A 26,249-nucleotide genomic window follows, 5' to 3' on the forward strand; every position below is an offset into this window, starting at 1 on the left:
TTACTAAAAATAATGAAGGGGAAAGCTCGAAATGGTTGAAAAGATATTTTACAGCCATTTCGGCCTCATCCTATTGAACATGCCGATAAAGGAGGATGCCAAATGCTTATAACTAAAGTCATTGGTAACATTGGAACGGAAGAAGAAATTGCTGGTAAACAGACAGAGTGGATTGAACTTGACTGGGAAGAATTGAGTAAACGCATTCTACGCAAAGAAACAGATCAAGGTACAGATGTCGCGTTGTCACTTGAACAACAAGAGCACCATGAGGACCACGAACATCATGACCACGACGATCATCATCATCATGAACACCAGCCGTTACAATATGGCGATATCTTATTCGAGGATGACTCACGTCGTATTGCCGTTCGCACAAAAATGGAGCCGGTTATCGTGATTAGCCCGAAAAACATGACGGAAATGGGTAAAACGGCTTTCGAACTTGGAAACCGCCATACACCGGCATTAATCGAGGAAAACGAAGTCATCGTGCGTGCAGATCATACGTTGAATAAATTGCTAGATGAAGTGGGTGTCGCATATGAAACAACTGAAAGACGATTCAAACAACCATTCAAATACCGAGGACACTCTCACTGATCTTGCCCTTTTACGATTAATTCAAATTCATGATTCCGCGTTTCCGATTGGGTCCTTTACGCAGACGTATGGCATGGAGACGTATATTCAGGAAGATGTGATCCGGACGAAAGAGGATTTGGTCGCTTATTGTACGTCGTTTCTTTTTCAAAACCTGGTGCGTGGGGATGCGATTTTAATTCAAGAAGCGTATGCTGCGGCTCGGGAACAGGATATCGAGCGACTTCTCTATTTGGAGCAATTATGCGGGGCAATCAAACTTGCGAAGGAATCACGTGAGGCAAGTGTGAAACTTGGAAGGCAGTTTATTAAAACTGTGTCTCCACTCGGAACAGATGATTTCCTTGCGGACTGGAAAGCCCGTATTGATGCAAAAGAGATTAAAGGTCATTACGCCATTCTTTATGGTATTTACAGTGCGACGACAGGCGTCAGTGCGCATCATGCGGTCATGACGTATTTGTTTGCATCGCTTAACGGACTCGTCCAAAATGCGGTCCGTGCTGTGCCGTTCGGTCAAACAACTGGCGTCCAAGTAACGTATGAATTGATCGGACATGTGACGGAAGCGGCTAAATTAGTTGCTACGTTGACAGAAGCCGATATTAGTAATAACGCGTTAGGTATTGAACTTGCTTCTATGAAGCATGAGTATTTGTTCTCAAGATTATTTATTTCATGATGGATTGAAAGGAGTTTTTATAAATGAAACCAGTACGTATTGGCATAGGTGGACCAGTTGGATCGGGCAAAACATCGCTCGTCGACCAACTTACACGTGCGATGCACAAAGAATATAATGTAGCGGTTATTACGAACGATATTTACACGCGTGAAGACGCTCAATTTTTAATAAATAGCGGTGTACTTGAAGCGGATCGCATTTTAGGTGTTGAAACGGGAGGTTGCCCTCATACGGCAATCCGCGAAGATGCTTCTATGAACTTCGCAGCAATTGATGAGCTGAAAAGTCGTTTTGAAGACCTCGATATTATTTTCGTGGAAAGCGGCGGAGACAACTTGTCCGCTACATTTAGCCCAGAGCTTGTCGACGGCTATATTTATGTTATCGACGTTGCAGAAGGTCAGGATATTCCGAGAAAAGGCGGACCTGCTTTGACGCGTTCTGATCTTTTATTGATTAATAAAACGGATCTTGCTCCATACGTTGGCGTTGATCTTGAACTAATGGATAGCGACGCGAAAAAAATGCGTAACGGACGTCCATACATTTTTACAGATGTAAGAACACAGAAAAATGTTGACCAAGTCGTTGCTTGGATCAAGCACAATATGCTATTAGAAGGTGCGGGATCCGCTGGTTCAAATGCTTAAGCCGTCTCGCGCCATCCACCACGGAAAACTTGACTTGGAATTTGAGCCAAGAAGAGGCTACACACGGATGCCTCATGTTTTCCAACAGCCTCCATTGAAGGCGAGTCGTGAACTGTACGAAGGGAAAAACCCGACAGCGACTGTCTACATAATGGAGTCCTCTGGAGGCATGGTCGCCGGGGATCGAAATGACATTACAGTGAAGCTTGCTCCAGATAGTAGCGTAAGGTTGGTTCAGCAGTCCGCTTTAAAGATCTATCCATCGTATACCGGAGACACTTGTGTACAGACCATTAACATCGAACTCGGAGAAGGGGCACGCCTTGAATGGATGCCAGAAGTAATTATTCCGTTTGTAGATGCAAAATTTCGAGGTGACACGACACTTCGAATCGCACGCGATGCAACCATATTATGGGGTGAAATCGTTGCCCCAGGACGTGAAAAGCGTGGCGAGATATTTGATTATCAATCATTCCATACGAATTTCAAAATTTTTGTCGAGGATGAATTAATTGCTTTTGACTCTCTGCATTTCTCACCAAAAGAAACGGCACTTGGTGATATCGGTGTACTGGAAACTGCAATGTATATCGGTTCAATCTGGCTCGTATCGCCGAAAGCCGCAGATGTAGACGTCCGCGCAATACAAGAAACATTGCGGGTCGAAGAAGGTTTAAAAGCTGGTATGACAAGGCTTGAAGGAAATGCAATCCATTGCAGATGGCTTGCAGTTGATCAGTGGACCATGCAGGAAGAGATGAAGCGTGTATACGCGTTGTTGGCAGAAATAGTTTAAGAGGACACTCCAATGAGGGGTGTCCTCTTTGGGTTTGAAGTTTTACATCACTTCGATACCCTTTTTTTATTCCATTTTTTTATTAAAAAATCCATCAACCAGGTATAGAGAAACATCGAACCGACTAGGACAACAGCAATGTAAATGTATTGCAAGAAAACTGGAATGTTATACTCCTTTATGAAATCCCCTGAATAAAGCATGATGAAAACCAGCGCTATAAGAAGTACAATCATACCTATCGCATAAATAACCATAGTACTTAGAGGCGTTGTCCGAAGTGTCTTACGGATGGAATCCCTAGATTTTAAAGCTCTTATAAGTAGATATAAAAATAAAACGAGTGATAGATAGTCATTTGCTACAAACAATAAAATAAGTCCAAGTAATATAATCGACCAGGTGATTTTTTCATAGTATTTATCAATAAATTTCAGCATTAATCTTCCCCCAGTATGTGTATACTATATATACGGAATGATTGATGGAAAAGTTTCCTTTTATCACAAATTGAATATGTTCTACTACAAAGGAGTTTGTCGTATGCAAGAAAAAAGACCAATGGGCCAATCACGAACAATCCAGACGAAGCTAGTACTGCCGCCAGATACCAATCATCTGCAGACAATTTTCGGCGGAAAAGTTCTCGCGTATATAGATGAAATCGCTGATATCACGGCAATGAAACATTCAAAAACAGCGGTTGTAACTGCTTCAATCGATTCAGTCGATTTTGTATCGTCGGCGCGTGTTGGAGATGTACTTGAACTTGAGGCAATTGTCACGTCAACTGGCCGTACATCGATGGAAGTATTTGTATCGGTCCATTCAATGAACCTGCTTACGGGCGAAACAAAACTAACAACCGAATCCTTCCTAACGATGGTTGCCATGGATGAAAATAACAAGCCTACTCCAGTGCCGGGCATTTATCCGGAAACAGAAGCTGAAAAGAGTCTATTTGAAACAGGCCCCGCACGCCGTGAACATCGGAAATTGCGGAGTGAGATGAAACATTAAATAATTTGTTATGGAAAAGCCCACGGCAAGTTGTGGGCTTTTTTACATTGTGTCGCGTATCATTTCAATGCCATTTCTACTTTTCACATAAAATGTTTCATTGTAAAAACGAGTATAATCTAAATAATTCATGTTTTGTGTATTGACAATCTATTCGGAAGACTGTATTGTACTCATTAACAACTAAATACGTAACTTTCTTATCCAGAGAGGTGTAGGGACTGGCCCGATGATACCTCAGCAACAGACTTTTAAAGTACTGTGCTAATTCCAGAAGCGTAAGTGTAATGCTTACTGCTTGGAGATGAGAAGAGCAAATAGCGAATTCGCCAAAACCTCTTCTTGAAATTTAGAAGTGGTTTTTTGTTTCGTCTAGGCTCCGGGCGCCAGATGCTTGGGTCATAAGTTAAAGCTGCTCTGCGGCAAAGAACGCCGCTACGCATCTTCATCTTATGCCTGACGCATCTAAGCGGGCGCCCTTCGCTTTTGTTACTTCTGGAGACTAAAGTTACCTTCAAAAAATGAAGGGAGAATTATTGTGTCAAATGAATTAATCAATGCAATTGCTTTATTAAAAAAGAAAGAATGGGTTGATTTAACACATACTTTCGGGCCTGACTCACCCCGTTTTTCAGCATTTGATGCAGCAGAGTTTACAACATTATTTGATCACGATGATGGATTTTTCGCACAGAGCTTTAAATTTGCGGGACAGTACGGCACACATATTGATGCACCAATTCACTTCGTTCGTGATACAAGATACTTGGATGAATTGGGTTTGAAAGAATTGGTATTACCGCTGGTGGTCATCGATAAATCGAAAGAATCTGATGCAAACCATGATTTTACATTAACTGTTGAAGACATTCTAAAGTTTGAAGCTCAGCACGGGCAAATTGAGGCAGGTACATTTGTGGCATTACGCACAGATTGGAGCAAACGCTGGCCGGATAATGAGGCATTTTGCAATAAAGATGCCGATGGGAATAACCGTATACCGGGTTGGGGCCTTGCTGCTTTGAAGTTTTTATTTGATGAAAGAAAAGTAAAGGCTGTCGGTCATGAAACATTCGATACGGATTCAGCCATTGATTTTCAAAAGAACCAAGCTCTGTTAGGTGAATATTATGTTCTTGAACAAGATACCTACCAAATCGAGCTATTAACAAACTTAGATAAAGTGCCCTCAAAAGGCGCGGTCATTTTTAACATCGTTCCGAAGCCGGAAAAAGCATCGGGATTCCCAGTACGCTCATTCGCGATCCTGCCGTAAGAAAAGAAAAAGGGCCCGCTCATTCGCACTCCCGCCGTAAGAAAAGAAAAAAGGTCCGCTCATTCGCGTAATAGCCATAAGAAAAAAAGAGGATTTGCTCATTTGCACTCCTGACCTAATAAAACCGTAATTTACTCCTAAAACAGAAAGAAGGAATATACCATGACAAATCAATCGACAACACTAACGCAAGCACCATTCAGAGCGGATCACGTTGGAAGTTTACTACGACCAGATAATTTGCATAAAGCACGCAAAGACTTCAAAGAAGGCATAGTTACTGCACAACAATTACGAGAAGTAGAAACACAGGAAATTAAACGGGTGGTTGATAAGCAAATCGAAGTTGGCTTGGAACTTGTAACAGACGGTGAATTTAGACGTACGTGGTGGCATTTAGACTTCTTGGAGCATTTGAACGGAATTGAAGGATATGTGCCAGAGACTGGCTACGTATTTGATGGTATTGAAACAGAACGATATAACGTTCGAAACACAGGGAAAATATCTTTTGACTCTAATCATCCATTCATTCAAGACTTTGTTGAGTTTAATGAAATCGTAGGCGGCCGTGCCGTTGCGAAACAAACGATTCCAAGTCCGAATCAGCTCTTTAATATCGGAATTCGTGATGAAACGATTTACCCTGACATTGAAGAATTTGCCAAAGATGTTATTCAAGCATACAAAGATGCTTTGAAAGCATTTTACGAAGCTGGTGTACGCTACTTGCAGTTGGATGATGTCTATATTGCGGGGCTTTCTGCGCCGAATATTCCGTTTAACGACGGAGCCTATTCAAGAGAACAACTAATCGACTTGGCACTACGCGTCATTAATGGCGTTTTGGAAGACAAACCTGAAGATCTTTTCGTAACAACACACCTATGTCGTGGAAATTACCAATCGACGTGGGCGTTTGAGGGAAGCTACGCACTGATTGCACCCACACTTCTTGCAAAAGAAAAAGTGGATGGCTTCTTCCTTGAATATGATGACGAGCGTTCAGGAGACTTTAAACCGTTGGATCATGTGCCAAACGGCGGAGCGAAGGTTGTCCTTGGTGTTGTTACTTCGAAAAATGGAGAAGTGGAAGACAAGGATGCGGTCATTGCGCGTATTCAAGAAGCCGCACAATACGTGCCACTTGAACAACTATGCTTAAGTCCGCAATGCGGATTCGCTTCAACGCATCACGGCAATAAGCTAACAGAAGAGCAGCAATGGGAAAAGTTGAAATTCATTGTGGACGTGGCAAAGGAAGTTTGGGGTTAAACTGATAAACCGGAACAAGGCTCATATGCTTTGTCCCGGTTTATTTCTTATTCCACTGAAAATGGCACAGCAACGGATAATTCGTGCATGGGCTCGCCTGTTGAAATAAATGTTTTCACAAGACGGTATTCACCTGGAATCAGTGTCACGCCGAGCGCGTCAACCGAAAAATTCTGGCGTGCTTCACTGCCGGCTGACAACACGTTTCCATAGTCTTTGAAGGACGGGTTTTTTAAGAAGACGGCATCTGAATACGTAATAATATACCACTGGCCATCTTTATTTACTTCAATATGATAAAATTCGCCCAACTGGTAATCGGATGAGCTGTTATTTCGTACAAGCGTCTTAATGATGGATGGCGAACCAACGAATGAATCTTCGTCCAATACAAGTGATAAACCTTCTTCTGATGAAAACATTTCCTGGTCAGGCACGGGATCGGGCAGTGTAGAAACTGCGGGTTCTTTTCCGCAGGCGGAGAGGGGGAGTATAAGAACGATTGCAATTAACAGCAGTTTATTCATGATGGAAACACCTCCACTTCTAGCATATACCTTTAAGGGTGGATAAACCTTGATTGATAGCAATAAATAGATGTGGATAAGTTAATTCCCATGAAAATTCATTGATTGTTATCCACATGTGGGTAAAATATAATGTGTAAATGAAACTTCATCCACTTATTTTCGTATAACAGAGAAAGGGGTGGAGTCAATGAGACAGGAATTACAAGAACGACAAATGGAATTGACGATGATACGTACTGAGCGCAACCGAGTGAAAAGGCGTCTTGAGGGCGCGGAGTTAAAACTTAAAGATGCGATTATACAACGTGATAACTTGCATGAAAAACTGACAAAAGAACAACAGGATGTAGTGAAGCTTGGCAAGTTTTCTTTTATGAATAAGATAAGTGAGTGGACAGGCAAGTGGGATGAAAAAATGGAGAAGGAGATTTCAGAAGCAGCGGATGCGGAGCTCCATTATAATGAAGCAGAAAAAGTAGTGACGGACTTGGAAGCGGAAGCGGTCCGATTACGTGAAGAGATTAAAAATCCAGAATTCGACTATATCGAGGAAGAGTGGGCGGATTTTCTGAAGGAGAAAGAGACGTGGATTCGATTCAATGACACAATTGCGAATGGGACGTTACAAAAAATAGCAGATGATAGAGTAAGACTGCGTTCAATGCTGCGTGAAATTGACGAAGCCTGCGATGCAGGTAACAAGGCAAATCGGGCACTCGATGCGGCGCTGGAGAAGCTTGGGGCGGCAGAAGGATTGTCGGTATGGGATACATTCCTTGGCGGTGGCTTGCTAGTATCGGCTCTTAAATACTCCGAAATTAATAGCTCCGATGATCTTGTCCATCGGGCACAACGTGCTCTCCGCCATTTTGAGACGGAACTGATGGATGTCCAAAATGCCGCGACGGAATCATTCACGGTGAACAAAAATGACATCTTTACATTTACAGATCTGTTTTTCGATAATATTTTTTCAGACTGGATGATTCATTCCCGCATTACAGACGCGAAAAGTAAGCTGAACGATGTGCTTCAAGATGTGCGCAAGGTTCAAGACCGACTTGCGAGAAAGCGTGATGAATTGATGCATGAATTAGAGAGGCTAGATGTACAGGAGCGAGAAATTATTGAAGCGTAATGGATTGCAAAGGTAATTAGGACGATTGTCATGGCAACCGAAGAAACTGTGAGGACAATCCATGGAACAGTCATGGCAAGCGCTAACTGTGAGGGCAAAGCGTCAAACTGTCATGGAAAGCGAAGAAACTGTGAGGACAATCCGTGGAACTGTCATGGCAAGCGCTAACTGTGAGGGCAAAGCGTCAAACTGTCATGGCAACCGAAGAAACTGTGAGGACAATCCATGGAACAGTCATGGCAAGCACAAACTGAGAGGACAACGCGTCAAACTGTCATGGCAACCGAAGAGAAACTGTGAGGACAATCCATGGAACAGTCATGGCAAGCGCAAACTGTGAGGGCAAAGCGTCAAACTGTCATGGCAACCGAAGAAACTGTAAGGACAACCCATGGAACTGTCATGGCAAGCACTAAAACTATAAGTGAAAACCACCTCATTCTTGAAACAGCAGGACGCAGCTTATGCATCCTGCTGCGCTATGAAACGAATTTTGAGCAACTTCCGTATTGCTTCATTCAAATTCCAAAAACTCAATTCGGTTGCCAAAAGGATCATGTGTAAAAAAGCGTGATCGCCCTTCGATTGGAAGTTCTTCACTAAACGGATAATTAGCTTCTTCCAACCGTAATTTCAATTGCTCCAGTGCATTCACTGTAAAACCGGGATGCGCTTTTTTCGCAGGCATGAAATCCTGCTGAATACCGATATGCACTTCTTGTGAGCCACAAAGGAACCAGCAACCCCCGCGCCCCTTCAAGTTTTCTGGTTTTGGAATCTCCTCCATACCGAGCAATTCCCCGTAAAACTTCCGTGCTTTATCTTCAGACTCGGGCGGCGCTGCAATTTGGATATGATCAATTCCTGTTAGAAACTTGCTCATTGCTCAACACTCCTCTGAACGTAATACCTTCAGTATAATCTCCATTCAGCTGTTTCACTAATACCATTTTCCGAGACTAGTACATAAGGAATCCTTATCAGCTTGAATGAAAGTGATTGATTTTCCCAATTGGTTAAATAATCGTATACTATAAATGAAGGAAGTGTGGGGAATGGATTACATACTTATATTTTTCATTGGAATGGCTGCGATGACACTTGGAACGCTTGCAGGTGGGGGTGGCCTGATTACGGTCCCGGCTATGTTGCTCATGGGTATCCCAATTCACTCTGTCCTTGGGGCTGGGAAGATTTCAACAACAGTTAGTTCGTTTTCTACTTTTATAACAGTCCTACTGAAAAAGCAGGTTACATTTAAAGAATCATTTTGGATTATACCTATATCACTTTTCGGTGGATTTACAGGTGGTTTTATAGCAACACGCTTGACGGAAAGTACAATGTACATTATAGCGGTTATTCTTCTTATCATTGCTTTTCTTACATCATTCCTTTCCAAAGTAGACTTCTCAGGGGAAGAAAGCTTAAGGCCGACGAAAGTAGCGATTCCGGGATTACTCGGAATTGGAATATACGATGGGATGTTTGGACCGGGGCAAGGCACTCTACTTCTGTATTTGTTCGGTCACTTACGAATTGCGTACATTCGGGCAATTGGCTTTGGCCGTCTTGCAACGTTTTCAAGTGGATTTGGTGCAGCCATCAGCTATATTGCCATGGGTAAGATTATTTGGCCAATTGCCTTTGTACTCATGGCCGGTTCCTTATCGGGCGCACAAATCGGTGTGCGACTTGCTGAAAGGTTGAATCCGGATCACGTTAAAATATTATTGCGCATTATCACGATAGCGTTGATCATCCAGCTTATCGTCAATAGTTTTCTTTAACTAAAACACCTCATCCGCTTGAAAGGAAGAGGTGTTTTTTGAATGGGTGAATTTATCCCAACAAATCCCTTTACAACATCCTTGCATATAGTGTACTATTTAACTAATACACCGACATGTAGAGGGGGAACGCTGATGAAGCAGTGGAATGGATTGTTGAAAAAAGAATGGGTGACGTTGAAGTGGCCGTTACTCGTTAGTGCATTGCTTGGGATTATTGTAATGTCGTTTGTTCCACATCTAATAGCCAACATTTTTGGTCTTGAAGTACATGTTTTTGAAGTGGTGCTTGTTATCTGTTTTATTTGGGCGGGTGCAAGTGTATTAGCACCGGTTATTGCATTGTTTATAATGCTGGAAAGGGAAATAAAACGTCCGGATGTGTGGTTTCATTCGACGGCGTCCATTTTTAAATTGGTTGGAGCGAAAGCATTTTTTGCATCCCTTATTGGTGCTGTGGGATTGTTAATTCCAACACTGGTTCTTGCCGTTCAACACGTATTATTCAGCTCTACGATGGCTACATTTGATGATTTGTTTTTCTTTGGAAGTATTTTTATAGTCATGATTTTTGCAGTATCGATAATATTCATGAGTATCGGGTTTTTCTTCTGGGTCATAGACCGACTTATGAAGCCATATTTAAAGGGATTTTCAATTGTGGCTACGATTATTATATTCCTTGTTGCTTCTCGGCTATATAGTTTATTTGTCCTCTCCGAACTATATGAGAAACTAATTCTAATAGGCCCTATTGATTTAATGAAAATCAAAAATCCGAAAATTAATGTGGATTTTATTTACCTCGAGCATGCTGAAACTTTTTTTTACACGGGTGAAATTGTATTCGATATTTTCTTCACGTTCATAATGTTCATCATTGCAGCTGTCCTTTTTGAGAAGAAAGTGAGGTTGTAGACTATATGAAAAAATGGAAAGGATTATTGCGAAAAGAATGGGCGCAAATGAAATGGAGACTTGTTATCTTTGTATTAATCACTAGTGTGATTCAATACTTGGGAGTAAATCGCATAGCTTATGGGTTGCCGGAAGACTTTTACGCTTCAATTCAACCGATGATTGCCCTTTGTTTCATGCTCCACTTGATTATGGCGGTATCGTTATTTTTCGATAGCCTTGGAAAGGAAATGGGGCGTCTAGACATTTGGCTTCATTCCCCAGCATCAATACGGCAGCTTGTTTACGCAAAGTTCTCACTCATTGTCCTAACTGTTGGCTGTTCGCTTTTGTTGTGCGGGACGATTGGAGCTATCTCCAATTACGCGCGCGATGGGGCGGTTCCTCTTGTAGATGATCTGTTTTTATATCTTAGTGTGGGTGTTGTCATTTTGTTGAACGCTATTTATGTAATGGCAATCGTTTTTTTCTTCTGGTCGACATACCAAGTGTTTCGTTCCCATATTGGCTTGTTCTCAATCATCGTGATTATTGCCTTGGTCAACATATGGATCATTGGTTGGGGATATGTCTGGTTTACGGAAATACTCCAACTAGTAATGGAAATGGGGCCAATGCACGGCCCGATTAAAACGGTAGACATCTTAATGTTTAACAATTATATTGTCCCGAGCGGATCGATTTTAACAATCGGCAGTCTTATCCTCTACGGTTTGTTGACGGCACTCTATTTCGTTGCTGGAGCAATGTTGTTTGAAAAGAAAGTGAGGTTGTAATGATGGGCATAGATTTTCTTCCAGACAAACCAATTTATCAGCAGCTCATCGACCTGATTACGGGCGATATTATTCGTGGAACGCTGAATCCTGGGGAGAAATTGCCATCCGTTCGTGATTATGCTGTTGAAGCCGGTGTGAATGCCAATACGATGCAACGCGTCTATAAGGAGCTGGAGCAGATGGAAATCACCGAAACGAAGAGGGGCCAGGGATCTTTTGTGACGGAAGATGAATTGAAGATCGCTATGCTTCGTAATGAAATGAAGGAACAGCTTGTGACGTCATTCATTCAAAGTGTTGAAGCACTGGGTTTTACGACGACTGAAATGCTGCAGCACCTACAAGAACGGGGTGGAAAAGATGATTGAACTGAAGAATATAACGAAAAAGTACGGCCGGAGGAAAGCACTTGAAGACCTTACGCTTTCCTTGCCGCAAGGAAAAATCATCGGCCTTGTCGGAGAGAATGGTAGTGGAAAAACGACGCTGTTGAAACTGATTTCTGGGTTAGTGACGCCGGATTCGGGAAGGGCAACGTTCAGCGGAAGTCGCATTACACGCAAAGTGGCAAGCAATATTGCTTATATGCCAGACGCGGATCTATTCTATCCGTATTTTACGGTAGGTCAGCTTATTGAGTTTTATGAATCTCAGTTCGTTGATTTTAATACGGCGAAAGCTAAAGAAATTGCGCAGTTTTTGAATTTATCTCTGGATTCGAAAATAAAAAATTTGTCAAAAGGGAACCGCGGACGTGTCAAAATTGCAGTGACTCTTGGGCGTGAAGCTGATTACTATTTGTTAGATGAACCGTTCTCCGGCCTGGATCCGATGGTGCGTGATGATATCGCGAAAGGGCTTATCCGTTTTACTGATCCGGAGCGACAAACCGTCCTTTTGTCGACGCATGAATTAAAAGAAGTGGAACCATTGCTCGATGAAATCGTAGTACTAAGAGGGGGACGAATAATCGCGCACGAAGCGGTTGACGTAATCCGCGATACGTACGGGAAAGATGCCACCTCATGGATGGTGTCACTGTTTAGGGAGGGAAGTTGACATGGAAATGAAACCGATAGTCGAATTGAAGAATTTATCGAAAACGATTGGCAAGAAAAAAATTATCGACAACTTGAGTTTGTCACTGTATCCGGGACAAATTACAGGATTCCTCGGTCCAAACGGGGCGGGGAAAACGACGACAATTCGTATGATGGTTGGACTGATGGAGGCGACGGGCGGAGATATCATCATCGACGGAAAATTACTTGCTGATGATTTTGAAGAGGGGCTTTCCAAAGTCGGCGTTATCGTTGAAAACCCGGAAATGTATAAGTTCATGTCCGGCTATAAAAACTTATTGCATTTTGCACGTATGCACGATGGCGTTACGAAGGCACGAATCGAAGAAGTTATTAACCAAGTGGGCATGCAGAACCGTATCCATGAAAAGGTCTCGACGTATTCACTTGGGATGAGGCAACGACTGGGGCTTGCGCAGGCACTTTTGCACCGTCCGAAGTTTCTGATCCTCGATGAGCCGACGAACGGACTGGATCCTGCGGGAATTCGCGAGTTCCGGACGTATCTCAAAATGATTGCGGAAGAAGAAGGTGTTTCTGTTTTTGTTTCGAGCCATATGCTGTCGGAAATTGAACTTATGTGTGACCGGATTGCGGTCATTCAGAATGGCAAACTAATTGATATTCGTGATATGACAGAGGAACAGGAATCGCATTATTACATTGAAGCATTCCCAGCGGAAACAGCGGAAAGTATGCTAAAAGCTGAAGGGTTCAATGTGGAAGCGCACAAAGAAGGATTTATCATCAATGCAGAGAAAACACAAATTCCAGGGCTCATCCAGCAGATTGCGGCACATGAGATGCAATTGTTTGCAGTTCAGCCACACCGCAAGACGCTCGAAGATCAATTCCTAGAAATGACTGGAGGTGGCCAGATTGCTGAAGCTCATACAAAATGAATGGATGAAACTATGGAGTAAAAAAGCAACTTGGATTATGACCGGTCTACTCGTTGTTGCGATTTTAGGAATGTTAGGTCTGACGAAATGGATCGACACGATGTCTAATTACGATGAACCAGATTGGAAAACATCTGTGCAAGGCGAATTGACCATTACAAAAGAGCAGCTCGGAACCACAACACTTGTGGACAGCGAACGGGGACGTCTAGAAGACAAAGAGAAAGTTCTTGAATACCGCCTTGCGAATTCAATAGAACCGCTGAACGGCAATAGTCGGGAAAGTATGATTATGAATTCAAGTGGTATCGGCTCCATCGCTGTTTTACTGACGGTTATTGTTGCTGCGGGGATTGTCGCTTCTGAATTTACGCAAGGAACGATTAAGATGTTATTATCCCGTCCTGTAAAAAGATGGAAAATATTAACGTCGAAGTATGTGACAGTCATCTTGTTCGGTATTCTACTTATGCTCATCGGGTTCATTGTATCTATACTTGGCGCATATCTCTTCTTCCAATCCGGCCAAGGGCAAGAACTTGTTTGGAATGGTAAAGAAGTTGTTGAAGTATCTGTTTGGGGGAAAGGGCTCTATATACTGCTCCTGTCATTCGGTAATGTTTTTGTGACAGCAACGTTTGCATTCATGATTGGTAGCGTCTTCCGTTCCAGCTCACTTGCAATCGGGCTGTCATTATTCATCTACTTTATGGGCTCGACATTGGTTATGCTGCTGGCAAAATATGAAGTCGTGAAATACATTGTCTTTACGCATATGGATTTGACAATCTATGAAACGGACTTTCGGATTGTAGAAGGCATTACGATGTCGTTTTCACTCGCCGTTCTTGCAGTTTATATCGTGATTTTCCTCATTATCAGTTATACAACATTCATCAAACGCGATATAACCGCGTAACATGCAAAAAAAGCCCTCCGATAATGGAGGGCTTTTTTCATGTACTTATTTATGGCTGCTGAATGTACGAATTAGACCTGCGATATTACCAACGAGTACGAATGCAAACAGTGCGAACATGATGTATATGAACCACATTGACTATCACTCCTTTTAGACAATAAATCCTGTTTCCATTATACCACCACTGAGATTGACAGGCAATGTTATCTAGGGCGTAGTGTTGCCAATTGTGGCGGATTGGTTGTTGGATTAAATCTGTTCCTGCTTGGTGAGTGATTATATTATCTACCTTGACCGAGCATATCCATGCTAAACCAATCATATATTTAGCCAATCGATCATATCCTGCTCCCGCCGAGCATATCCATTGCTAGACCAATCATATATTTAGCCAATCGATCATATCCGGCTTTAACCGATCATATCTATTGCTAGACCAATCATATATTTAACAACTCGAACATATCAGGCTCCAACCGAGCATATCCATGCTAGACCAATCATATATTTAACAACTCGATCATATCCGACTCTAACCAATCATATCTATTGCTAGACCAATCATAAATTTAGCCAATCGATCATATCCGGCTCTAACCGATCATATCCTGCTCCCGCCGAGCATATCCATTGCTAGACCAATCATATATTTATCAAACCGATCATATCCAGCTCCCGCCGATCATATCCATTGCTAGACCAATCATAAATTTAGCCAATCGATTATATCCGGCTCCAACCGAGCATATCCATCTGCCAACCGATCATAAATAACCTCAAACCGATCAAATGCCTGACAATCTGTTGTATGGAGGAAGATTTTTTGGCTTTTGATAATTGGAATCGTAGAACACTATCTCTCACTATAATCAAAAAAAGGACAATCCCACCGTCAGGGTTGTCCTTTTTCAAAATAAATCTTAAAGTGTTTTTCCTTCTTTCAGCAAGTCGCGGATTTCTATGAGTAGCGCTTCTTTAGGGTCCACTTCAGGTAATGCTTCTTCAACTACTGGGTCTTCTTTTCGTTTAAATTTCATCATTAATCGGATTGCCATAAAGATTGCAAATGCGACGATGATAAAGTCGAAAACAGATTGGATGAATACGCCGTACTTGATTTCAGCTTTAAGAAAAGTATAACTGAGTCCGGAGAAATCGACGCCTCCTGAAAGTAGTCCAATTAAAGGTGTAATAATATTTTCTACCAGGGATGACACGATTTTTCCGAATGCTGCCCCTATTACAACTGCAACGGCAAGGTCGATAACATTGCCTTTGAGTGCAAATTCTTTAAAGTCTTTCAACATATGTCTCACTCCTAATCCATTAAACCTTTCATAGAACGGGCAAGCCGTATATCGACAATACCCCCTATGGAAACAGTATAAGTTAGTTCCATAGAACTTTAATGTAGATAAACGAAAGTTCCCTAACACATCCTATCATATCGATTACAGATTTACAAAAAGGGATGCTGAGAATGTACCAATCCCTCTTTAACCCTCTTCGCCGTCAAGAGGAAACCAGCGATATACAGTTAAATCTACCTTTCCATCCTCATTAAATTTAATTCCTTCCATCTCGAGAAATACCCGTTGATCATACCCTTTGCTTTCCGCATTGGCGGGAGCTGAAATACCGCCTTGCACATTGATGATCCGATGCCAAGGTAACTCATATTTTTTACTCATTGAATGCAATACCCGCACGACTTGTCTAGCACCGCGTGGACTTCCAGCTGCAGCTGCAACTTGGCCGTACGTCATGACATGGCCAGCAGGTATACCTTGGATGATTCTGATGACACGTTCTGTGAATAAATTCATAAACAACAGCCTCCTCGCGTTATTTTCATTGTACCAAAATTCGAATGAAACTAATTCCATTAACGTACGTATAGTTACATAGAAGAGTTCGAAAATGGAAGGGATTGACTTGTATGGGCGAATTATTCGCAAAGCGCACAGGTATTGGGTTCGCGTTAAAAGTTGTCGGACTGGCTGTGATTGCATGGGGCATTATTCAGGGATTTGTATTTATCATGACGTTCGGTGGGGTATTTTCGAATGGAATCGGGATAGGCAGTTTTCTGTATCGCATTTTCACATATTCTATTTACGGGATTCTAATCATCGGTTTCGGGGAGGTTATTGATTTATTGCAAAAGATTCATGACCAGAATGACCCGAAAGCGCAGGCGTTACAGTCTATTGAAGATAACTCGGTCACTATTGCTAATGCGTCAATCCCTTTATCTATCGCGCAGGAAATAAAAGATTATTATTCGAATAAAAATATCTGGGCCGACTCGATATCGCCTACGAAAACCAGTAATATTTTCATTATAAAAATAAATGGGCGCACAGAGTACATTGAACTTGGAGGGCTTACGCCAAAAATACTTTCAGAGGAAGAAACAACCAGGTATTTTGGATAGATTGTAGTAAAGCTTTCCTAATCGGAGTTTAATACGATTTTTATGGGGATAGCGAGTTTTATAGTAGGTATTAAAGCAATTAAATCAAAAGAAAGCAGTTCCTTAAAATATATTGGAATGGGAATTATTTCGCTAATTATTATAGGCTATGTATTGCTAATTGTCATAGTTGGGGTAGGTGGTTTTGGAGCATAGTACTACCTTATGGGGATTTCCCAGGAAATGAATTAAAAAAGGCCAGTCTCTTCAACTGACTAGTCGTGCAGCTTAAATAGACAGCTTCACGTCATTCATCGACGTGAAACGGTCTTCTTAAGTTTGTTCTGAAAATACGCGTACGCTGAAATGGCAATCGTTACCCAAAGTGCACTTACTGCGTATCCTCCAACAATATCGCTTGGATAGTGGACGCCAAGGTAAATACGACTTGTGCCGATCATGATGATCATAACGGCAGTGAATAGAACAAGAACAACACGGCTCGTTGTTGTTTTTACATTACGCCAAGCGATATACGCAATAATTGCGTAAAGAGCGAATGCCATCATCGAATGACCACTCGGAAAGCTAAAGCCGTTTGCATCCATAATGCGATGAATTTCCGGTCGTTCTCGCTTGAAATAAATTTTGAGCGCGCTGTTTAACAAGACGGTTCCGGCAATCACAGCAATCAGTAGAAACGCCTGATGACGATAGCGCAGGACAAAGTATAATACGATAAATCCGATCAAGGCAATTGGAGCAACGACGTAACCTGAACCAATCCACGTAAACACTTTCATAATAGATGTCAGCCATGGTGCTTCCAGTCCTTGGACAAATCCAATAACAGCAGTATCGAAATGTACAATCGATTCATTCCCGACAGCGGCAGCGATATATCCAAAAGCTATACCGAAGAAGATGCAAAGAACAAATGCTACTAGAAGACGAAATGATAGTTCCCGCACTGAATGCACTCCTTTCAATTAACTATAATTGTATACTACTTCTAAGTGAAAACGACAAAGAATAATCAAGACGGACAAGTTGAAAAGTTTTTATAAAAGTTCAAGAAAGATGCTACACTAGAAAGAACCTATCATTTACCATAAAGGATCGATTATGACACTCATACTTTTAGTAGTTGGCTCGTACATATTGGGAAATGTGCTGACAGGCTCGATTATTAGTAATTTCTTTTTTAAAAAGGATATACGAATAGAAGGAAGCGGAAATCCTGGAGCACGTAATGCCGGGAGGGTGCTTGGCAAAAAAGCATTCGTTGCGACATTCATCGGAGATGCATTGAAAGGGGCGCTGGCTATTTTCGTTGCCAAGTGGCTTGGGTTCGGAGTGGCCGTAGAACTTTGTGCGCTATTCGCTGTGACTTTGGGACATGTGTATCCACTATTCTTGAAGTTTCGCGGCGGGATGGGGGTATCCACTTTCATAGGCGGTATGCTTGCATTCAATCCACTACTGTTTGCTGTGTTTGTGGGCTTATTCTTCGTATTCTATCCGTTCCTAAAAAGCTTCACATTAGCAGGACTAACAGCGGTCCTATTGATGCCGATTTTAGTACTAGCATTTTCATATGGAATTCCTGTATTCATTGCAGCCTGCTTATTATCGCTACTTCTTTTATTTACACATCGAGCTGACTTGAAGCAGAAACTTATGCCAGAAAAGGGTTGATAGAATGAGTTTTATTTATAAAATTGCAGAAACGGCTTTGGAATTCGAACAGATTCATGAGTTGAATTACCGTACGTTTGCCGAGGAGATTCCTCAGCATGACCAAAACGAATCAAGAAAGCTTGTCGACAAATTTCATGATGAAAATACATATATTATTTGCAAGAAAGATAATCGGGTCGTCGGAATGATTGCGATACGAAGTGAACGTCCATTCTCGCTCGACGGTAAAATTGGTCCAGTTGAACATCACTTACCGTTTCAATCCAAAAACCCTGTAGAAATCAGGCTTCTTGCGATTGAACAGGACTATCGGAATGGCAGGGCATTTCTTGGCCTTACCCAGGCGTTAGTCCAATATTGCCTTAAAGCGGGCTATGATGCTGCGCTCATCTCGGGAACGGTTCGAGAACAGAAATTATATGGACAACTAGGGTTTTTACCATTTGCACAATTGACGGGGACAGCGGAAGCCGCCTTCCAGCCGATGTATTTGACGAAAGAAACATTTAAAGCGGGCGTTGCGGGAAGGATTTCAAAACCACCCGTCAATTTCCTACCAGGTCCTGCAACAATTTCTGAAGACGTAAGAAAGGCCGTGATGGCAGAACCATTCTCACATCGTTCATCTGAATTTGAAAGTGTTTTGCAACGCGTGAAGGACAAGCTGACCGCGCTGACTGGTGCAAAGTACGTCCAACTCCTTCAAGGGACAGGTACGCTTGCGAATGACGTTGTTGCGGCTCAGTTAAGTATGCACAGTGGTAAAGGTCTTATACTTGTGAACGGGGAATTTGGCTTTAGACTCACTGATCATGCCCAGCGTTTTGGAATGGGGTTTGACACAATGGAAATCGAGTGGGGGACCCCTTTCGATGCCGTTGAAATTGAAGCTGCATTATGCTCGGGTCGCTACAGTTGGTTATGGGTTGTCCATTGCGAAACGTCGACAGGTGTGCTGAACGATTTGAATTCATTCAAAAAGTTCTGTTCACAATTCGGCATTACACTCGCTGTGGATTGTGTGAGTGCGATTGGGACAACAGCAGTTGATCTCACTGGAGTTGCTTATGCAACAGGTGTCAGTGGCAAAGGGCTATTAAGTTATACAGGTCTATCTTTCGTATTTCATAATGAAGAAATTCCCGCAAATGATAACTTGCCGCGCTATTTGGACCTAGGTACTTATGCAGCAGCACGAGGGATTCCGTATACCCAATCATCCAACTTGGTATCTGCGCTCGACATGGCTTTACTGACATTTGAGCAACCGACAGAAGTCTTTGCGGCTATTTCAAACCGTGCGCGTAAAGTCAGGAACGCCGTTGAACAGGCAGGTTTGACAATTTTGGCGTCGGAGAAATATGCTGCAGATGCAATTGTTACGATTGCTTTACCGAAAGGTTTATCCGCAATGCAGCTGGGGGATAACCTGTTTTTGAATGGTTTCAATGTTCATTACGAGAGCGCTTATTTACGCGAAAGAAATTGGCTTCAAATTTCATGTATGAACAATGTAGCGGAAAAAGAGTTAAACAGAATGCTTGAACTGCTCTCTTGGTTAACATCCGTAGATGAGCAAGTGTTTACGACTAACTCTAACGGGAAAACATATTAAATAGAAGGAGCTGATGATCATGAAAGAATTACGCACTGTTAATGAGTGGTATGACGTATTGGAACAATCGAAAGAGAATCCTTTGTTCGTTTTAAAACATAGTACGACATGTCCAGTTAGTGCAGCAGCCTACAATGCATTTGAGTCATCCGCAGAGGAGGTACCGAAATACTTCCTTAAAGTACAGGAAAGTCGGCCCGTTTCCAATGAAATCGAAAGTAATCTGCACGTTGAACACCAATCGCCGCAACTGTTTTTATTGAAAGACGGTGCAGCAGTCTGGCAGGCGACTCATTACTCGATTAGCGGCCCCCAGATTAAAAAAGCAGTGGAAAACTACGGAAGTTAATAATGTGGAACAGGTACTCCATTCGAGGGGTATCTGTTTTTTATTGTCTAGGAAATTATACAATCTCGTCCTGTATGAGGCTTTCCAGGAGAGATTGAGCTGCATCCTTACTATTAGATAGGGTTGAACAAACGCTTGCGCTTATGTTCTTGGAAATTTCCTTATGGCGTGCTAATAAATATGGTAATATAAGAGTTATTAAAATAGTCTATTAAATCATAAGCGAAAGTAGGTTCTTTACATGCGTTTACAATATAAAACAGTGGTCATAACAGGTGGAGCAAATGGAATTGGTGCAGTCGCTGCCAAGCTTTTTGGGAAAAATGGAGCACAGATTGCTATCGTTGATTTTGATAAAAAGGCTGGAGAGGCGAAAGCGCAACAACTGCATGAATTGGGAATCGAGGCCGCTTTCTTCCAGGCGGATGTGTCCGATAGTGAAAATGTCAAAGAGATGGCCACAAAAGTGATTGAACAGTTTGGCAAAGTGGATATCCTCATTAACAATGCTGGTATTACAAAAGATGCGATGATGCTGAAGCTTGAAGTGGATGACTTTAAGCGAGTGATTGACGTGAACTTGACGGGTGTTTTTAATTGTACGCAAGCGTTCCTTCCGACAATGCTTAGCCAAGGGAAAGGGAAAATCATTAATACGTCTTCGATTGCGGGAACGGGTGGTAACATCGGTCAAACGAATTATGCCGCAGCAAAAGCGGGCGTCATTGGTATGACAAGAACGTGGGCGAAGGAATTTGGTCGACAGGGCATCAATGTAAACGCTGTCGCTCCCGGTTTCATCGAAACAGATATGATTGATACGATTCCAGAAAAGATCTTAGGGCAAATTAAGATGATGACGCCGTATACTCGACTTGGTACGCCAGAAGACGTAGCGAATGCTTATCTGTTTTTAGCTTCCGATGAATCTGATTTTATAAACGGGACCGTCCTAGAAGTAGATGGTGGTATGTTGAAATGACGGTGAAGAAAAAGAGATGGGGCGTGAAACCGAATGCTATTTTCAACCTATCCCTTTTTCTAGCTGCAGCTGCTTTGTCTCTCACCGCGGAAAAAGTGGAGATTGAAGCGCAGCATTTCTACTTCGGCCTTTTCTTATTTTGGTTATTTTCGATATTGTATAATCATTTACAAACCTGGACGAAAACAGGGAAACTTAATATTGAATATGGCATCAGTTATGGCTTGGCATTCGTTCTTTTTGCTGGTCCATATGGTGTATTTCTCTATCAGGTCGTATACAGGACGTCTGTCTATCTGCTAAGGAAAATAAAGAATGAAAAACGCTCAGATTCAGTCATTGATACACTGTACAATATCGGGGCGTTCACGTTGTCGAATGTGGCAGGGTATTATTTGTTTTATGCATTCATCCCTTATTTTACCCCGTTCCCATTTGGCTTCTGGTTGCTCATCCTTTTACTCAATGGCATAACGATGTATATATCGGATTTGACGTTAATAATTTTGCTGTACTTGGAAAAAAGTATTCAAACCCGTCAAGCTGCATGGGCGTTCCTAAAGGATCGGAGTATACTTGATCTTTGGAAAACGGGTTTTACAAATGCCCTGCTATTCGTTTTTCTGATAGAAGGACGATGGGAATCACTCATCGCACTGTTCATGCTGAATTACATCGTCAGTCGTTCGTTTGTATTGAAGTCGCAAAATATGCAAGACAAATTGGAGCGCAACCAATTTGAAGAAATGGCATACACAGATTTTCTGACAGGGGCTAGAAATCGGGCGTTTATGGATAAACAAATGGGACAGCCTAAATTGTACGATGCACCATTCGGGGTAGTCGTATGTGATATCGATCAGTTCAAAAAGGTGAATGATACGTTTAACCACGCGGTCGGTGATACTGTAATCATCCATTTTGCAAAGCTGCTGCAGAATCATCTAGAAAAAGATGATTGCCTGTTTCGGACGGGTGGTGAAGAATTCACGCTCTTTATACGCAATCGTAACTATGACGGGGTAAAGGAACTTGTTGAAAGTTTGCGTCTGGATGTGGAAAGAAGTTTTGTAGAAGCTGAGTTCAAAGGCGAGCTACAACATATCTCATATACTGCTTCGTTCGGCCTTTTCTACAAGCGTTTTACAGATCATACAAGCATCGAAAAGGGCCATACATATGCAGATGACTTATTGTTCGATTCAAAACGGACAGGACGTAATCGTGTGACTGCTGAAGATGGTAGTTAAATAAGGACAATGTAAGAAGGGCTTAACCCGGAAATCTAGGTTAAGCCCTTTTGTATCGAAAATCTATCCTTGTGAATTAATTCACAATAAGTGACACCTGTCATATCGAAAATCATGACAGTTATGTCTTCTGTGAAGTCCGAAAGTTCTTTATCATTAGATTCAAGATAGCGAATCAGAAAAAGAACATAAGATTGAAGGAGGATAATACAACATGTCTAAAGAAAAAACAAAACAGCTACACAAAGACGTTGCCCCTTTTGCTAAGTCAGATAAAAAGAAAAGTATAATGCAGCTTATCAATACTGTTATACCGTTTATAGTCCTATGGTTCTTGGCGTACCAAAGTTTGTCGGTGTCAATTTGGTTAACGCTTGGACTTTGTGTTATTGCAGCAGGATTTGTCATTCGGACATTCATCATCTTCCATGATTGCACGCACGGTTCATTCTTTAAAAACAAAAAAACAAATGATATCGTCGGTACCATTACTGGTGTTCTTACACTGTTTGCCTATGAAAAATGGAAACGTGAACACTCGATTCACCATGCAACAAGCTCGAATCTCGACAAGCGCGGTACAGGTGACATTTGGGTCATGACGGTTGAAGAGTACGTTGAAGCATCAAAATGGCAGCGTTTTGCTTACCGTTTATACCGTAACCCAATCGTTATGTTTGGTTTCGGCCCGCTTTTCCTTGTACTTATCTCAAGCCGTTTCAACCGTAAAGATGCACGTAAGAAAGAGCGTAACAATACGTATTTGACGAACGCAATACTTGTTGCCCTTTACACAGGTATGATTTTACTTATCGGCTGGCAGGCATTCGTTCTTATACAAGGAACAACCATGTTCGTTGCAGGAGCACTAGGTATCTGGTTATTCTACATTCAACATACATTTGAAGACTCGTATTTTGAAGAGGAATCTGAGTGGGATTATGTGAAAGCTGCTATTGATGGCAGTTCATACTACAAGTTACCGCGTGTGTTGCAGTGGGCGACAGGAAACATCGGTTTCCATCATGTCCATCACTTGTCACCACGTGTTCCGAATTACAACTTGGAAATAGCACATGAATCGACACCACCTCTTCACCAAGCAACAACGATTACGATTAAAGAAAGTTTGTCGTCAATCCGTTACCGTTTATATGATCCTGAGAAAAAAAGGTTTATTGCGTTTAAAGACGTGAAGCATATGCTGAAATCAGCAAGTTCTTCAATCGATTTGAAACCGAAACGCACAAGTTTCGACGCAGAATAATACTTAAAACAGCCATCTCTTTTGAGGATGGCTGTTTTTTTCGTCTCACTATTTGGTACAATGGAAAGTATAGACAGGACGGTGAAACAAAGATATGCAAAGTTGGTATAGTATTTTCCCGAAAAACCCTTGGCTTAGTATTTATGCGTGGGCAGTATTTTGTTTTCTGCCATTCTTTTTCATATTCAGATCATCGTCGCCCATTGAAATTTCCATTGGAATTTCATTGTTATTCTTATTTTTCCTGTCGTATCGATTTTCATTCAAATCGAAAAGCGGACTTGTTTATATGTGGATCAGTTTTGAAATTGTGATTAACGTCGTTATGACACTGTTATTTGGCTATGTGTATTTATCCATATTCACTGCATTTTTCATAGGTAATATTCGCAATCAAGTTGGATTCTTCATTATATACGGGCTACATATTGCCATTACAATCATTGCGATTGTCGCAGGTTTTTTCATCGAACTCGAGTTATTTCTTCCGCAAGTTCATTTCATCCTCATCTCGGTGATTGGTATTGTATTATTGCCATTCAATTTATACAACCGAAATAAGCGTGAAAACTTGGTAGGTCAATTGGAACATGCCAACGAACGGATTTCGGAGTTAATTATAGTGGAGGAGCGGGAACGGATTTCTCGTGATTTACATGATACACTTGGCCAAAAGCTATCATTGATTGGCTTAAAGAGTGATTTAGCTGGCAAGCTAGTGTCTCGTGATCCTAGAGCTGCCGAAAGAGAGTTACAGGATATAAGACAGACAGCCAGCACAGCGCTGAAGGAAGTTCGGGAGTTAGTGGCGGGCATGCGGGCAACGAAATTGGAAGATGAAGTGATTCGCATTAAGCAGATGTTGAAGGCAGCTGAAATGGAGTACACCATTAAGGGGAATCCATCGTTCACCAACATCCCGGCCATCGTTGAAAGCGTGCTAAGTATGTGTTTGAAAGAAGCCGTGACAAACGTTGTGAAGCATAGTTTTGGCAAGACTTGCTGCGTGTCGTTTGAACAACTACCGAATGAATTTGTCATCAATGTGATAGACGACGGAATCGGCATTACTAGGGGCGGAGAAACGTCACCTGGCAATGGCTTGACTGGCATGCGCGAGCGACTTGAATTTGTTAATGGAAGCCTTCGAGTCGAAGGTGGCGAAGGAACGAAATTATCGATTCGTGTTCCTGCGGTCATACAACATATTATGGAGAGTGATTGATGTGATACGTATTGTCATAGCGGAAGACCAAGGGATGATGCTTGGAGCACTTGGATCATTATTGAATATGGAAGATGATATGGAAGTCGTCGGAAAAGCAAAAAATGGGGAAGAAGCGGTTGCGCTGGTGAAAGAACATCAGCCGGATGTCTGCATCATGGACATTGAAATGCCGGTGATGACGGGGCTTGACGCAGCAGAAGCGCTGCATGATGAACCTTGTAAGATCATTATCCTGACGACATTTGCCAGAACAGGTTACTTCGAACGTGCGAGGAAAGCAGGCGTACGCGGTTATTTATTGAAAGACAGCCCGATTGAAGAGCTTGTCAGTTCAATTCGAACGATAATGGACGGCAGACGGATTTACGCACCAGAACTCGTTGACATTGCCTACGGGGACGGGGATGAGACGGTAAATCCGCTGACGGAGCGTGAAAGCCAAGTGCTTGGGCTTATTGCTGAAGGGAAGACCACAAAAGAAATCGCTGGCGAGTTGTATTTGACGCCTGGTACAGTGCGAAATTACATCTCCACAATTTTAGATAAGCTCGGCGTTGGAAACCGAATTGAAGCAATATCTCGGTTTAAGGAGAAGGGCTGGTTTAAGTGAATTGAGTATATAAGAAGACGGTAAGCCGACAGTTATGTCGGTTTTTTGTCGTTTGGTTTTGGTGTGGTGGGGGTGAAGTATGTATACCGAGCATAAATTCGTCGAACCGATCATATCCCACTGGCAATCGAGCATAAAATCGTTGAACCGGTCATATCTCGCCTGCACCCGAGCATAAAGCCGGGGACCCGATCATATCCCGCCGGCAATCGAGCATAAAACCGTTGACCCGATCATATCTCGCTTGCACCCGAGCATAAAACCGTTGACCCGATCATATCTCGCTTGCACCCGAGCATAAAACCGTTGCCCCGATCATATCCGCAGGCAATCGAGTATACCCGTTGCCCCGATCATATCTCGCCGACACCCGAGCATAAAACCGTTGCCCCGATCATATCCCGCTGGCCCCCGAGCATATACCCGTTGCCCCGATCATATCCGCAGGCAATCGAGCAA

At 42.3% G+C, this 26,249-nt stretch carries 31 protein-coding genes and 1 riboswitch; of the genes, 25 read left to right on the forward strand and 6 right to left on the reverse strand.

Going from position 1 to position 26,249, the window contains the following annotated elements; all coding sequences use genetic code 11:
- Window positions 1–102: 102 nt before the first annotated feature.
- The 4 genes from H7992_RS00355 to H7992_RS00370 all read left to right on the forward strand — a co-directional run bounded on the left by H7992_RS00355 (window position 103) and on the right by H7992_RS00370 (window position 2,740).
- Entirely contained in the window at window positions 103–606 is a 504-nt protein-coding gene (locus tag H7992_RS00355) for an urease accessory protein UreE (protein ID WP_067204309.1), read from the forward strand.
- The gene (locus H7992_RS00360; RefSeq protein WP_255428544.1) at window positions 548–1,288 is read left to right on the forward strand and encodes an urease accessory protein UreF; all 741 of its coding nucleotides are present in this window, start codon (window positions 548–550) and stop codon (window positions 1,286–1,288) included. Before H7992_RS00355 ends, H7992_RS00360 begins: the two co-directional genes overlap by 59 nt.
- A 23-nt stretch (window positions 1,289–1,311) precedes the next feature.
- Window positions 1,312–1,941 (forward strand): urease accessory protein UreG, encoded by a 630-nt coding sequence (gene ureG, locus H7992_RS00365; protein WP_067204312.1) that lies wholly within the window; start codon window positions 1,312–1,314, stop codon window positions 1,939–1,941.
- A gap of 67 nt (window positions 1,942–2,008) precedes the next feature.
- Complete coding sequence (locus H7992_RS00370) at window positions 2,009–2,740, forward strand: urease accessory protein UreD (RefSeq protein WP_255428545.1); 732 nt, start codon at window positions 2,009–2,011, stop codon at window positions 2,738–2,740.
- Between the two features lie 47 nt (window positions 2,741–2,787).
- Here the strand turns inward: H7992_RS00370 and H7992_RS00375 are convergent, their stop codons facing one another.
- Window positions 2,788–3,180, reverse strand: coding sequence for a hypothetical protein (locus H7992_RS00375; protein WP_067204317.1), 393 nt, complete (start codon window positions 3,178–3,180; stop codon window positions 2,788–2,790).
- Window positions 3,181–3,283: 103 nt separating this feature from the next.
- Between H7992_RS00375 and H7992_RS00380 the strand changes: the two genes are divergently transcribed.
- The 3 genes from H7992_RS00380 (at window position 3,284) to H7992_RS00390 (ending at window position 6,311) form a co-directional block, all read left to right on the forward strand.
- A complete protein-coding gene (locus H7992_RS00380) occupies window positions 3,284–3,760 on the forward strand; it encodes an acyl-CoA thioesterase (protein WP_067204320.1) in 477 nt (158 codons plus the stop codon).
- Between the two features lie 197 nt (window positions 3,761–3,957).
- A riboswitch (SAM riboswitch) is annotated at window positions 3,958–4,071 on the forward strand.
- Window positions 4,072–4,298: 227 nt separating this feature from the next.
- Window positions 4,299–5,036, forward strand: a complete 738-nt coding sequence (locus tag H7992_RS00385; RefSeq protein WP_187046339.1) for a cyclase family protein — start codon at window positions 4,299–4,301, stop codon at window positions 5,034–5,036.
- 162 nt (window positions 5,037–5,198) lie between these two features.
- Window positions 5,199–6,311: a 5-methyltetrahydropteroyltriglutamate--homocysteine S-methyltransferase gene (locus H7992_RS00390; RefSeq protein ID WP_187046340.1), complete on the forward strand. Its 1,113-nt coding sequence runs from the start codon at window positions 5,199–5,201 to the stop codon at window positions 6,309–6,311.
- Between the two features lie 47 nt (window positions 6,312–6,358).
- On the opposite strand, the gene H7992_RS00395 is transcribed toward H7992_RS00390, so the two are convergent.
- A complete protein-coding gene (locus tag H7992_RS00395) occupies window positions 6,359–6,838 on the reverse strand; it encodes an immunoglobulin-like domain-containing protein (protein ID WP_187046341.1) in 480 nt (159 codons plus the stop codon).
- 190 nt (window positions 6,839–7,028) lie between these two features.
- Between H7992_RS00395 and H7992_RS00400 the strand changes: the two genes are divergently transcribed.
- Together H7992_RS00400 and H7992_RS00405 are read left to right on the forward strand one after the other, a co-directional pair.
- Window positions 7,029–7,979, forward strand: coding sequence for a hypothetical protein (locus H7992_RS00400; protein WP_187046342.1), 951 nt, complete (start codon window positions 7,029–7,031; stop codon window positions 7,977–7,979).
- 61 nt (window positions 7,980–8,040) lie between these two features.
- On the forward strand, window positions 8,041–8,319 hold the full coding sequence (locus H7992_RS00405) for a hypothetical protein (protein ID WP_187046343.1): 279 nt from the start codon (window positions 8,041–8,043) through the stop codon (window positions 8,317–8,319).
- 174 nt (window positions 8,320–8,493) lie between these two features.
- Here the strand turns inward: H7992_RS00405 and H7992_RS00410 are convergent, their stop codons facing one another.
- Complete coding sequence (locus tag H7992_RS00410; RefSeq protein ID WP_067204336.1) at window positions 8,494–8,862, reverse strand: VOC family protein; 369 nt, start codon at window positions 8,860–8,862, stop codon at window positions 8,494–8,496.
- A gap of 172 nt (window positions 8,863–9,034) precedes the next feature.
- Between H7992_RS00410 and H7992_RS00415 the strand changes: the two genes are divergently transcribed.
- The 7 genes from H7992_RS00415 (at window position 9,035) to H7992_RS00445 (ending at window position 14,369) form a co-directional block, all read left to right on the forward strand.
- Complete coding sequence (locus tag H7992_RS00415) at window positions 9,035–9,769, forward strand: sulfite exporter TauE/SafE family protein (protein ID WP_067204339.1); 735 nt, start codon at window positions 9,035–9,037, stop codon at window positions 9,767–9,769.
- 135 nt (window positions 9,770–9,904) lie between these two features.
- The gene (locus tag H7992_RS00420) at window positions 9,905–10,687 is read left to right on the forward strand and encodes a hypothetical protein (protein WP_187046344.1); all 783 of its coding nucleotides are present in this window, start codon (window positions 9,905–9,907) and stop codon (window positions 10,685–10,687) included.
- A 5-nt stretch (window positions 10,688–10,692) separates the two neighbouring features.
- On the forward strand, window positions 10,693–11,463 hold the full coding sequence (locus H7992_RS00425) for a hypothetical protein (protein ID WP_187046345.1): 771 nt from the start codon (window positions 10,693–10,695) through the stop codon (window positions 11,461–11,463).
- Window positions 11,464–11,465: 2 nt separating this feature from the next.
- A complete protein-coding gene (locus tag H7992_RS00430) occupies window positions 11,466–11,834 on the forward strand; it encodes a GntR family transcriptional regulator (RefSeq protein WP_187047744.1) in 369 nt (122 codons plus the stop codon).
- Entirely contained in the window at window positions 11,827–12,525 is a 699-nt protein-coding gene (locus H7992_RS00435; RefSeq protein WP_187046346.1) for an ABC transporter ATP-binding protein, read from the forward strand. The genes H7992_RS00430 and H7992_RS00435 overlap by 8 nt, the downstream gene beginning before the upstream one ends.
- 1 nt (window position 12,526) lies before the next feature.
- A complete protein-coding gene (locus H7992_RS00440) occupies window positions 12,527–13,450 on the forward strand; it encodes an ABC transporter ATP-binding protein (RefSeq protein WP_067204354.1) in 924 nt (307 codons plus the stop codon).
- Window positions 13,419–14,369 (forward strand): ABC transporter permease, encoded by a 951-nt coding sequence (locus H7992_RS00445; RefSeq protein ID WP_255428546.1) that lies wholly within the window; start codon window positions 13,419–13,421, stop codon window positions 14,367–14,369. Before H7992_RS00440 ends, H7992_RS00445 begins: the two co-directional genes overlap by 32 nt.
- Window positions 14,370–15,292: 923 nt before the next feature.
- Here the strand turns inward: H7992_RS00445 and mscL are convergent.
- Together mscL and H7992_RS00455 are read right to left on the reverse strand one after the other, a co-directional pair.
- Window positions 15,293–15,679, reverse strand: a complete 387-nt coding sequence (mscL, locus tag H7992_RS00450) for a large-conductance mechanosensitive channel protein MscL (RefSeq protein WP_187046348.1) — start codon at window positions 15,677–15,679, stop codon at window positions 15,293–15,295.
- Between the two features lie 189 nt (window positions 15,680–15,868).
- Window positions 15,869–16,198, reverse strand: a complete 330-nt coding sequence (locus H7992_RS00455; protein WP_187046349.1) for an MGMT family protein — start codon at window positions 16,196–16,198, stop codon at window positions 15,869–15,871.
- A 113-nt stretch (window positions 16,199–16,311) separates the two neighbouring features.
- Here H7992_RS00455 and H7992_RS00460 point away from each other — a divergent pair, with 113 nt between their 5' ends.
- Window positions 16,312–16,809 carry a hypothetical protein gene (locus H7992_RS00460; RefSeq protein ID WP_187046350.1) on the forward strand — a complete coding sequence of 166 codons (498 nt, stop codon included), beginning with the start codon at window positions 16,312–16,314 and terminating at the stop codon, window positions 16,807–16,809.
- Window positions 16,810–17,099: 290 nt separating this feature from the next.
- On the opposite strand, the gene H7992_RS00465 is transcribed toward H7992_RS00460, so the two are convergent.
- The gene (locus tag H7992_RS00465; RefSeq protein WP_187046351.1) at window positions 17,100–17,759 is read right to left on the reverse strand and encodes a phosphatase PAP2 family protein; all 660 of its coding nucleotides are present in this window, start codon (window positions 17,757–17,759) and stop codon (window positions 17,100–17,102) included.
- 154 nt (window positions 17,760–17,913) lie between these two features.
- Between H7992_RS00465 and H7992_RS00470 the strand changes: the two genes are divergently transcribed.
- From H7992_RS00470 to H7992_RS00505, 8 genes are all read left to right on the forward strand, one after another.
- Window positions 17,914–18,486 carry a glycerol-3-phosphate acyltransferase gene (locus H7992_RS00470; RefSeq protein ID WP_187046352.1) on the forward strand — a complete coding sequence of 191 codons (573 nt, stop codon included), beginning with the start codon at window positions 17,914–17,916 and terminating at the stop codon, window positions 18,484–18,486.
- Window positions 18,487–18,490: 4 nt separating this feature from the next.
- Window positions 18,491–20,104, forward strand: a complete 1,614-nt coding sequence (locus H7992_RS00475; protein WP_187046353.1) for an aminotransferase class V-fold PLP-dependent enzyme — start codon at window positions 18,491–18,493, stop codon at window positions 20,102–20,104.
- A gap of 19 nt (window positions 20,105–20,123) precedes the next feature.
- Window positions 20,124–20,453 (forward strand): bacillithiol system redox-active protein YtxJ, encoded by a 330-nt coding sequence (ytxJ, locus tag H7992_RS00480; RefSeq protein WP_187046354.1) that lies wholly within the window; start codon window positions 20,124–20,126, stop codon window positions 20,451–20,453.
- A 241-nt stretch (window positions 20,454–20,694) separates the two neighbouring features.
- A complete protein-coding gene (gene fabG, locus H7992_RS00485) occupies window positions 20,695–21,435 on the forward strand; it encodes a 3-oxoacyl-ACP reductase FabG (RefSeq protein WP_187046355.1) in 741 nt (246 codons plus the stop codon).
- Window positions 21,432–22,685, forward strand: coding sequence for a GGDEF domain-containing protein (locus H7992_RS00490; RefSeq protein ID WP_255428547.1), 1,254 nt, complete (start codon window positions 21,432–21,434; stop codon window positions 22,683–22,685). Before fabG ends, H7992_RS00490 begins: the two co-directional genes overlap by 4 nt.
- Window positions 22,686–22,899: 214 nt before the next feature.
- Window positions 22,900–23,952 (forward strand): Delta(5) desaturase DesA, encoded by a 1,053-nt coding sequence (locus H7992_RS00495; protein WP_187046356.1) that lies wholly within the window; start codon window positions 22,900–22,902, stop codon window positions 23,950–23,952.
- 94 nt (window positions 23,953–24,046) lie between these two features.
- Window positions 24,047–25,177, forward strand: a complete 1,131-nt coding sequence (locus H7992_RS00500; RefSeq protein ID WP_187046357.1) for a sensor histidine kinase — start codon at window positions 24,047–24,049, stop codon at window positions 25,175–25,177.
- A 1-nt stretch (window position 25,178) separates the two neighbouring features.
- Window positions 25,179–25,790 (forward strand): response regulator transcription factor, encoded by a 612-nt coding sequence (locus H7992_RS00505; protein WP_067204387.1) that lies wholly within the window; start codon window positions 25,179–25,181, stop codon window positions 25,788–25,790.
- Window positions 25,791–26,249: the final 459 nt, after the last annotated feature.

The organism is Sporosarcina sp. resist (assembly GCF_014302295.1).
Classification (GTDB): domain Bacteria; phylum Bacillota; class Bacilli; order Bacillales_A; family Planococcaceae; genus Sporosarcina; species Sporosarcina psychrophila.

Coding starts and splice junctions, on each gene's coding strand:
- H7992_RS00355 (WP_067204309.1), top strand. CDS start 103: ATGCTTATAACTAAAGTCATTGGTAACATTGGAACGGAAGAAGAAATT.
- H7992_RS00360 (WP_255428544.1), top strand. CDS start 548: ATGAAACAACTGAAAGACGATTCAAACAACCATTCAAATACCGAGGAC.
- ureG (WP_067204312.1), top strand. CDS start 1,312: ATGAAACCAGTACGTATTGGCATAGGTGGACCAGTTGGATCGGGCAAA.
- H7992_RS00370 (WP_255428545.1), top strand. CDS start 2,009: ATGCCTCATGTTTTCCAACAGCCTCCATTGAAGGCGAGTCGTGAACTG.
- H7992_RS00375 (WP_067204317.1), bottom strand. CDS start 3,180: ATGCTGAAATTTATTGATAAATACTATGAAAAAATCACCTGGTCGATT.
- H7992_RS00380 (WP_067204320.1), top strand. CDS start 3,284: ATGCAAGAAAAAAGACCAATGGGCCAATCACGAACAATCCAGACGAAG.
- H7992_RS00390 (WP_187046340.1), top strand. CDS start 5,199: ATGACAAATCAATCGACAACACTAACGCAAGCACCATTCAGAGCGGAT.
- H7992_RS00395 (WP_187046341.1), bottom strand. CDS start 6,838: ATGAATAAACTGCTGTTAATTGCAATCGTTCTTATACTCCCCCTCTCC.
- H7992_RS00400 (WP_187046342.1), top strand. CDS start 7,029: ATGAGACAGGAATTACAAGAACGACAAATGGAATTGACGATGATACGT.
- H7992_RS00405 (WP_187046343.1), top strand. CDS start 8,041: ATGGAACAGTCATGGCAAGCGCTAACTGTGAGGGCAAAGCGTCAAACT.
- H7992_RS00410 (WP_067204336.1), bottom strand. CDS start 8,862: ATGAGCAAGTTTCTAACAGGAATTGATCATATCCAAATTGCAGCGCCG.
- H7992_RS00415 (WP_067204339.1), top strand. CDS start 9,035: ATGGATTACATACTTATATTTTTCATTGGAATGGCTGCGATGACACTT.
- H7992_RS00420 (WP_187046344.1), top strand. CDS start 9,905: ATGAAGCAGTGGAATGGATTGTTGAAAAAAGAATGGGTGACGTTGAAG.
- H7992_RS00425 (WP_187046345.1), top strand. CDS start 10,693: ATGAAAAAATGGAAAGGATTATTGCGAAAAGAATGGGCGCAAATGAAA.
- H7992_RS00430 (WP_187047744.1), top strand. CDS start 11,466: ATGGGCATAGATTTTCTTCCAGACAAACCAATTTATCAGCAGCTCATC.
- H7992_RS00435 (WP_187046346.1), top strand. CDS start 11,827: ATGATTGAACTGAAGAATATAACGAAAAAGTACGGCCGGAGGAAAGCA.
- H7992_RS00440 (WP_067204354.1), top strand. CDS start 12,527: ATGGAAATGAAACCGATAGTCGAATTGAAGAATTTATCGAAAACGATT.
- mscL (WP_187046348.1), bottom strand. CDS start 15,679: ATGTTGAAAGACTTTAAAGAATTTGCACTCAAAGGCAATGTTATCGAC.
- H7992_RS00455 (WP_187046349.1), bottom strand. CDS start 16,198: ATGAATTTATTCACAGAACGTGTCATCAGAATCATCCAAGGTATACCT.
- H7992_RS00460 (WP_187046350.1), top strand. CDS start 16,312: ATGGGCGAATTATTCGCAAAGCGCACAGGTATTGGGTTCGCGTTAAAA.
- H7992_RS00470 (WP_187046352.1), top strand. CDS start 17,914: ATGACACTCATACTTTTAGTAGTTGGCTCGTACATATTGGGAAATGTG.
- H7992_RS00475 (WP_187046353.1), top strand. CDS start 18,491: ATGAGTTTTATTTATAAAATTGCAGAAACGGCTTTGGAATTCGAACAG.
- ytxJ (WP_187046354.1), top strand. CDS start 20,124: ATGAAAGAATTACGCACTGTTAATGAGTGGTATGACGTATTGGAACAA.
- fabG (WP_187046355.1), top strand. CDS start 20,695: ATGCGTTTACAATATAAAACAGTGGTCATAACAGGTGGAGCAAATGGA.
- H7992_RS00490 (WP_255428547.1), top strand. CDS start 21,432: ATGACGGTGAAGAAAAAGAGATGGGGCGTGAAACCGAATGCTATTTTC.
- H7992_RS00495 (WP_187046356.1), top strand. CDS start 22,900: ATGTCTAAAGAAAAAACAAAACAGCTACACAAAGACGTTGCCCCTTTT.
- H7992_RS00500 (WP_187046357.1), top strand. CDS start 24,047: ATGCAAAGTTGGTATAGTATTTTCCCGAAAAACCCTTGGCTTAGTATT.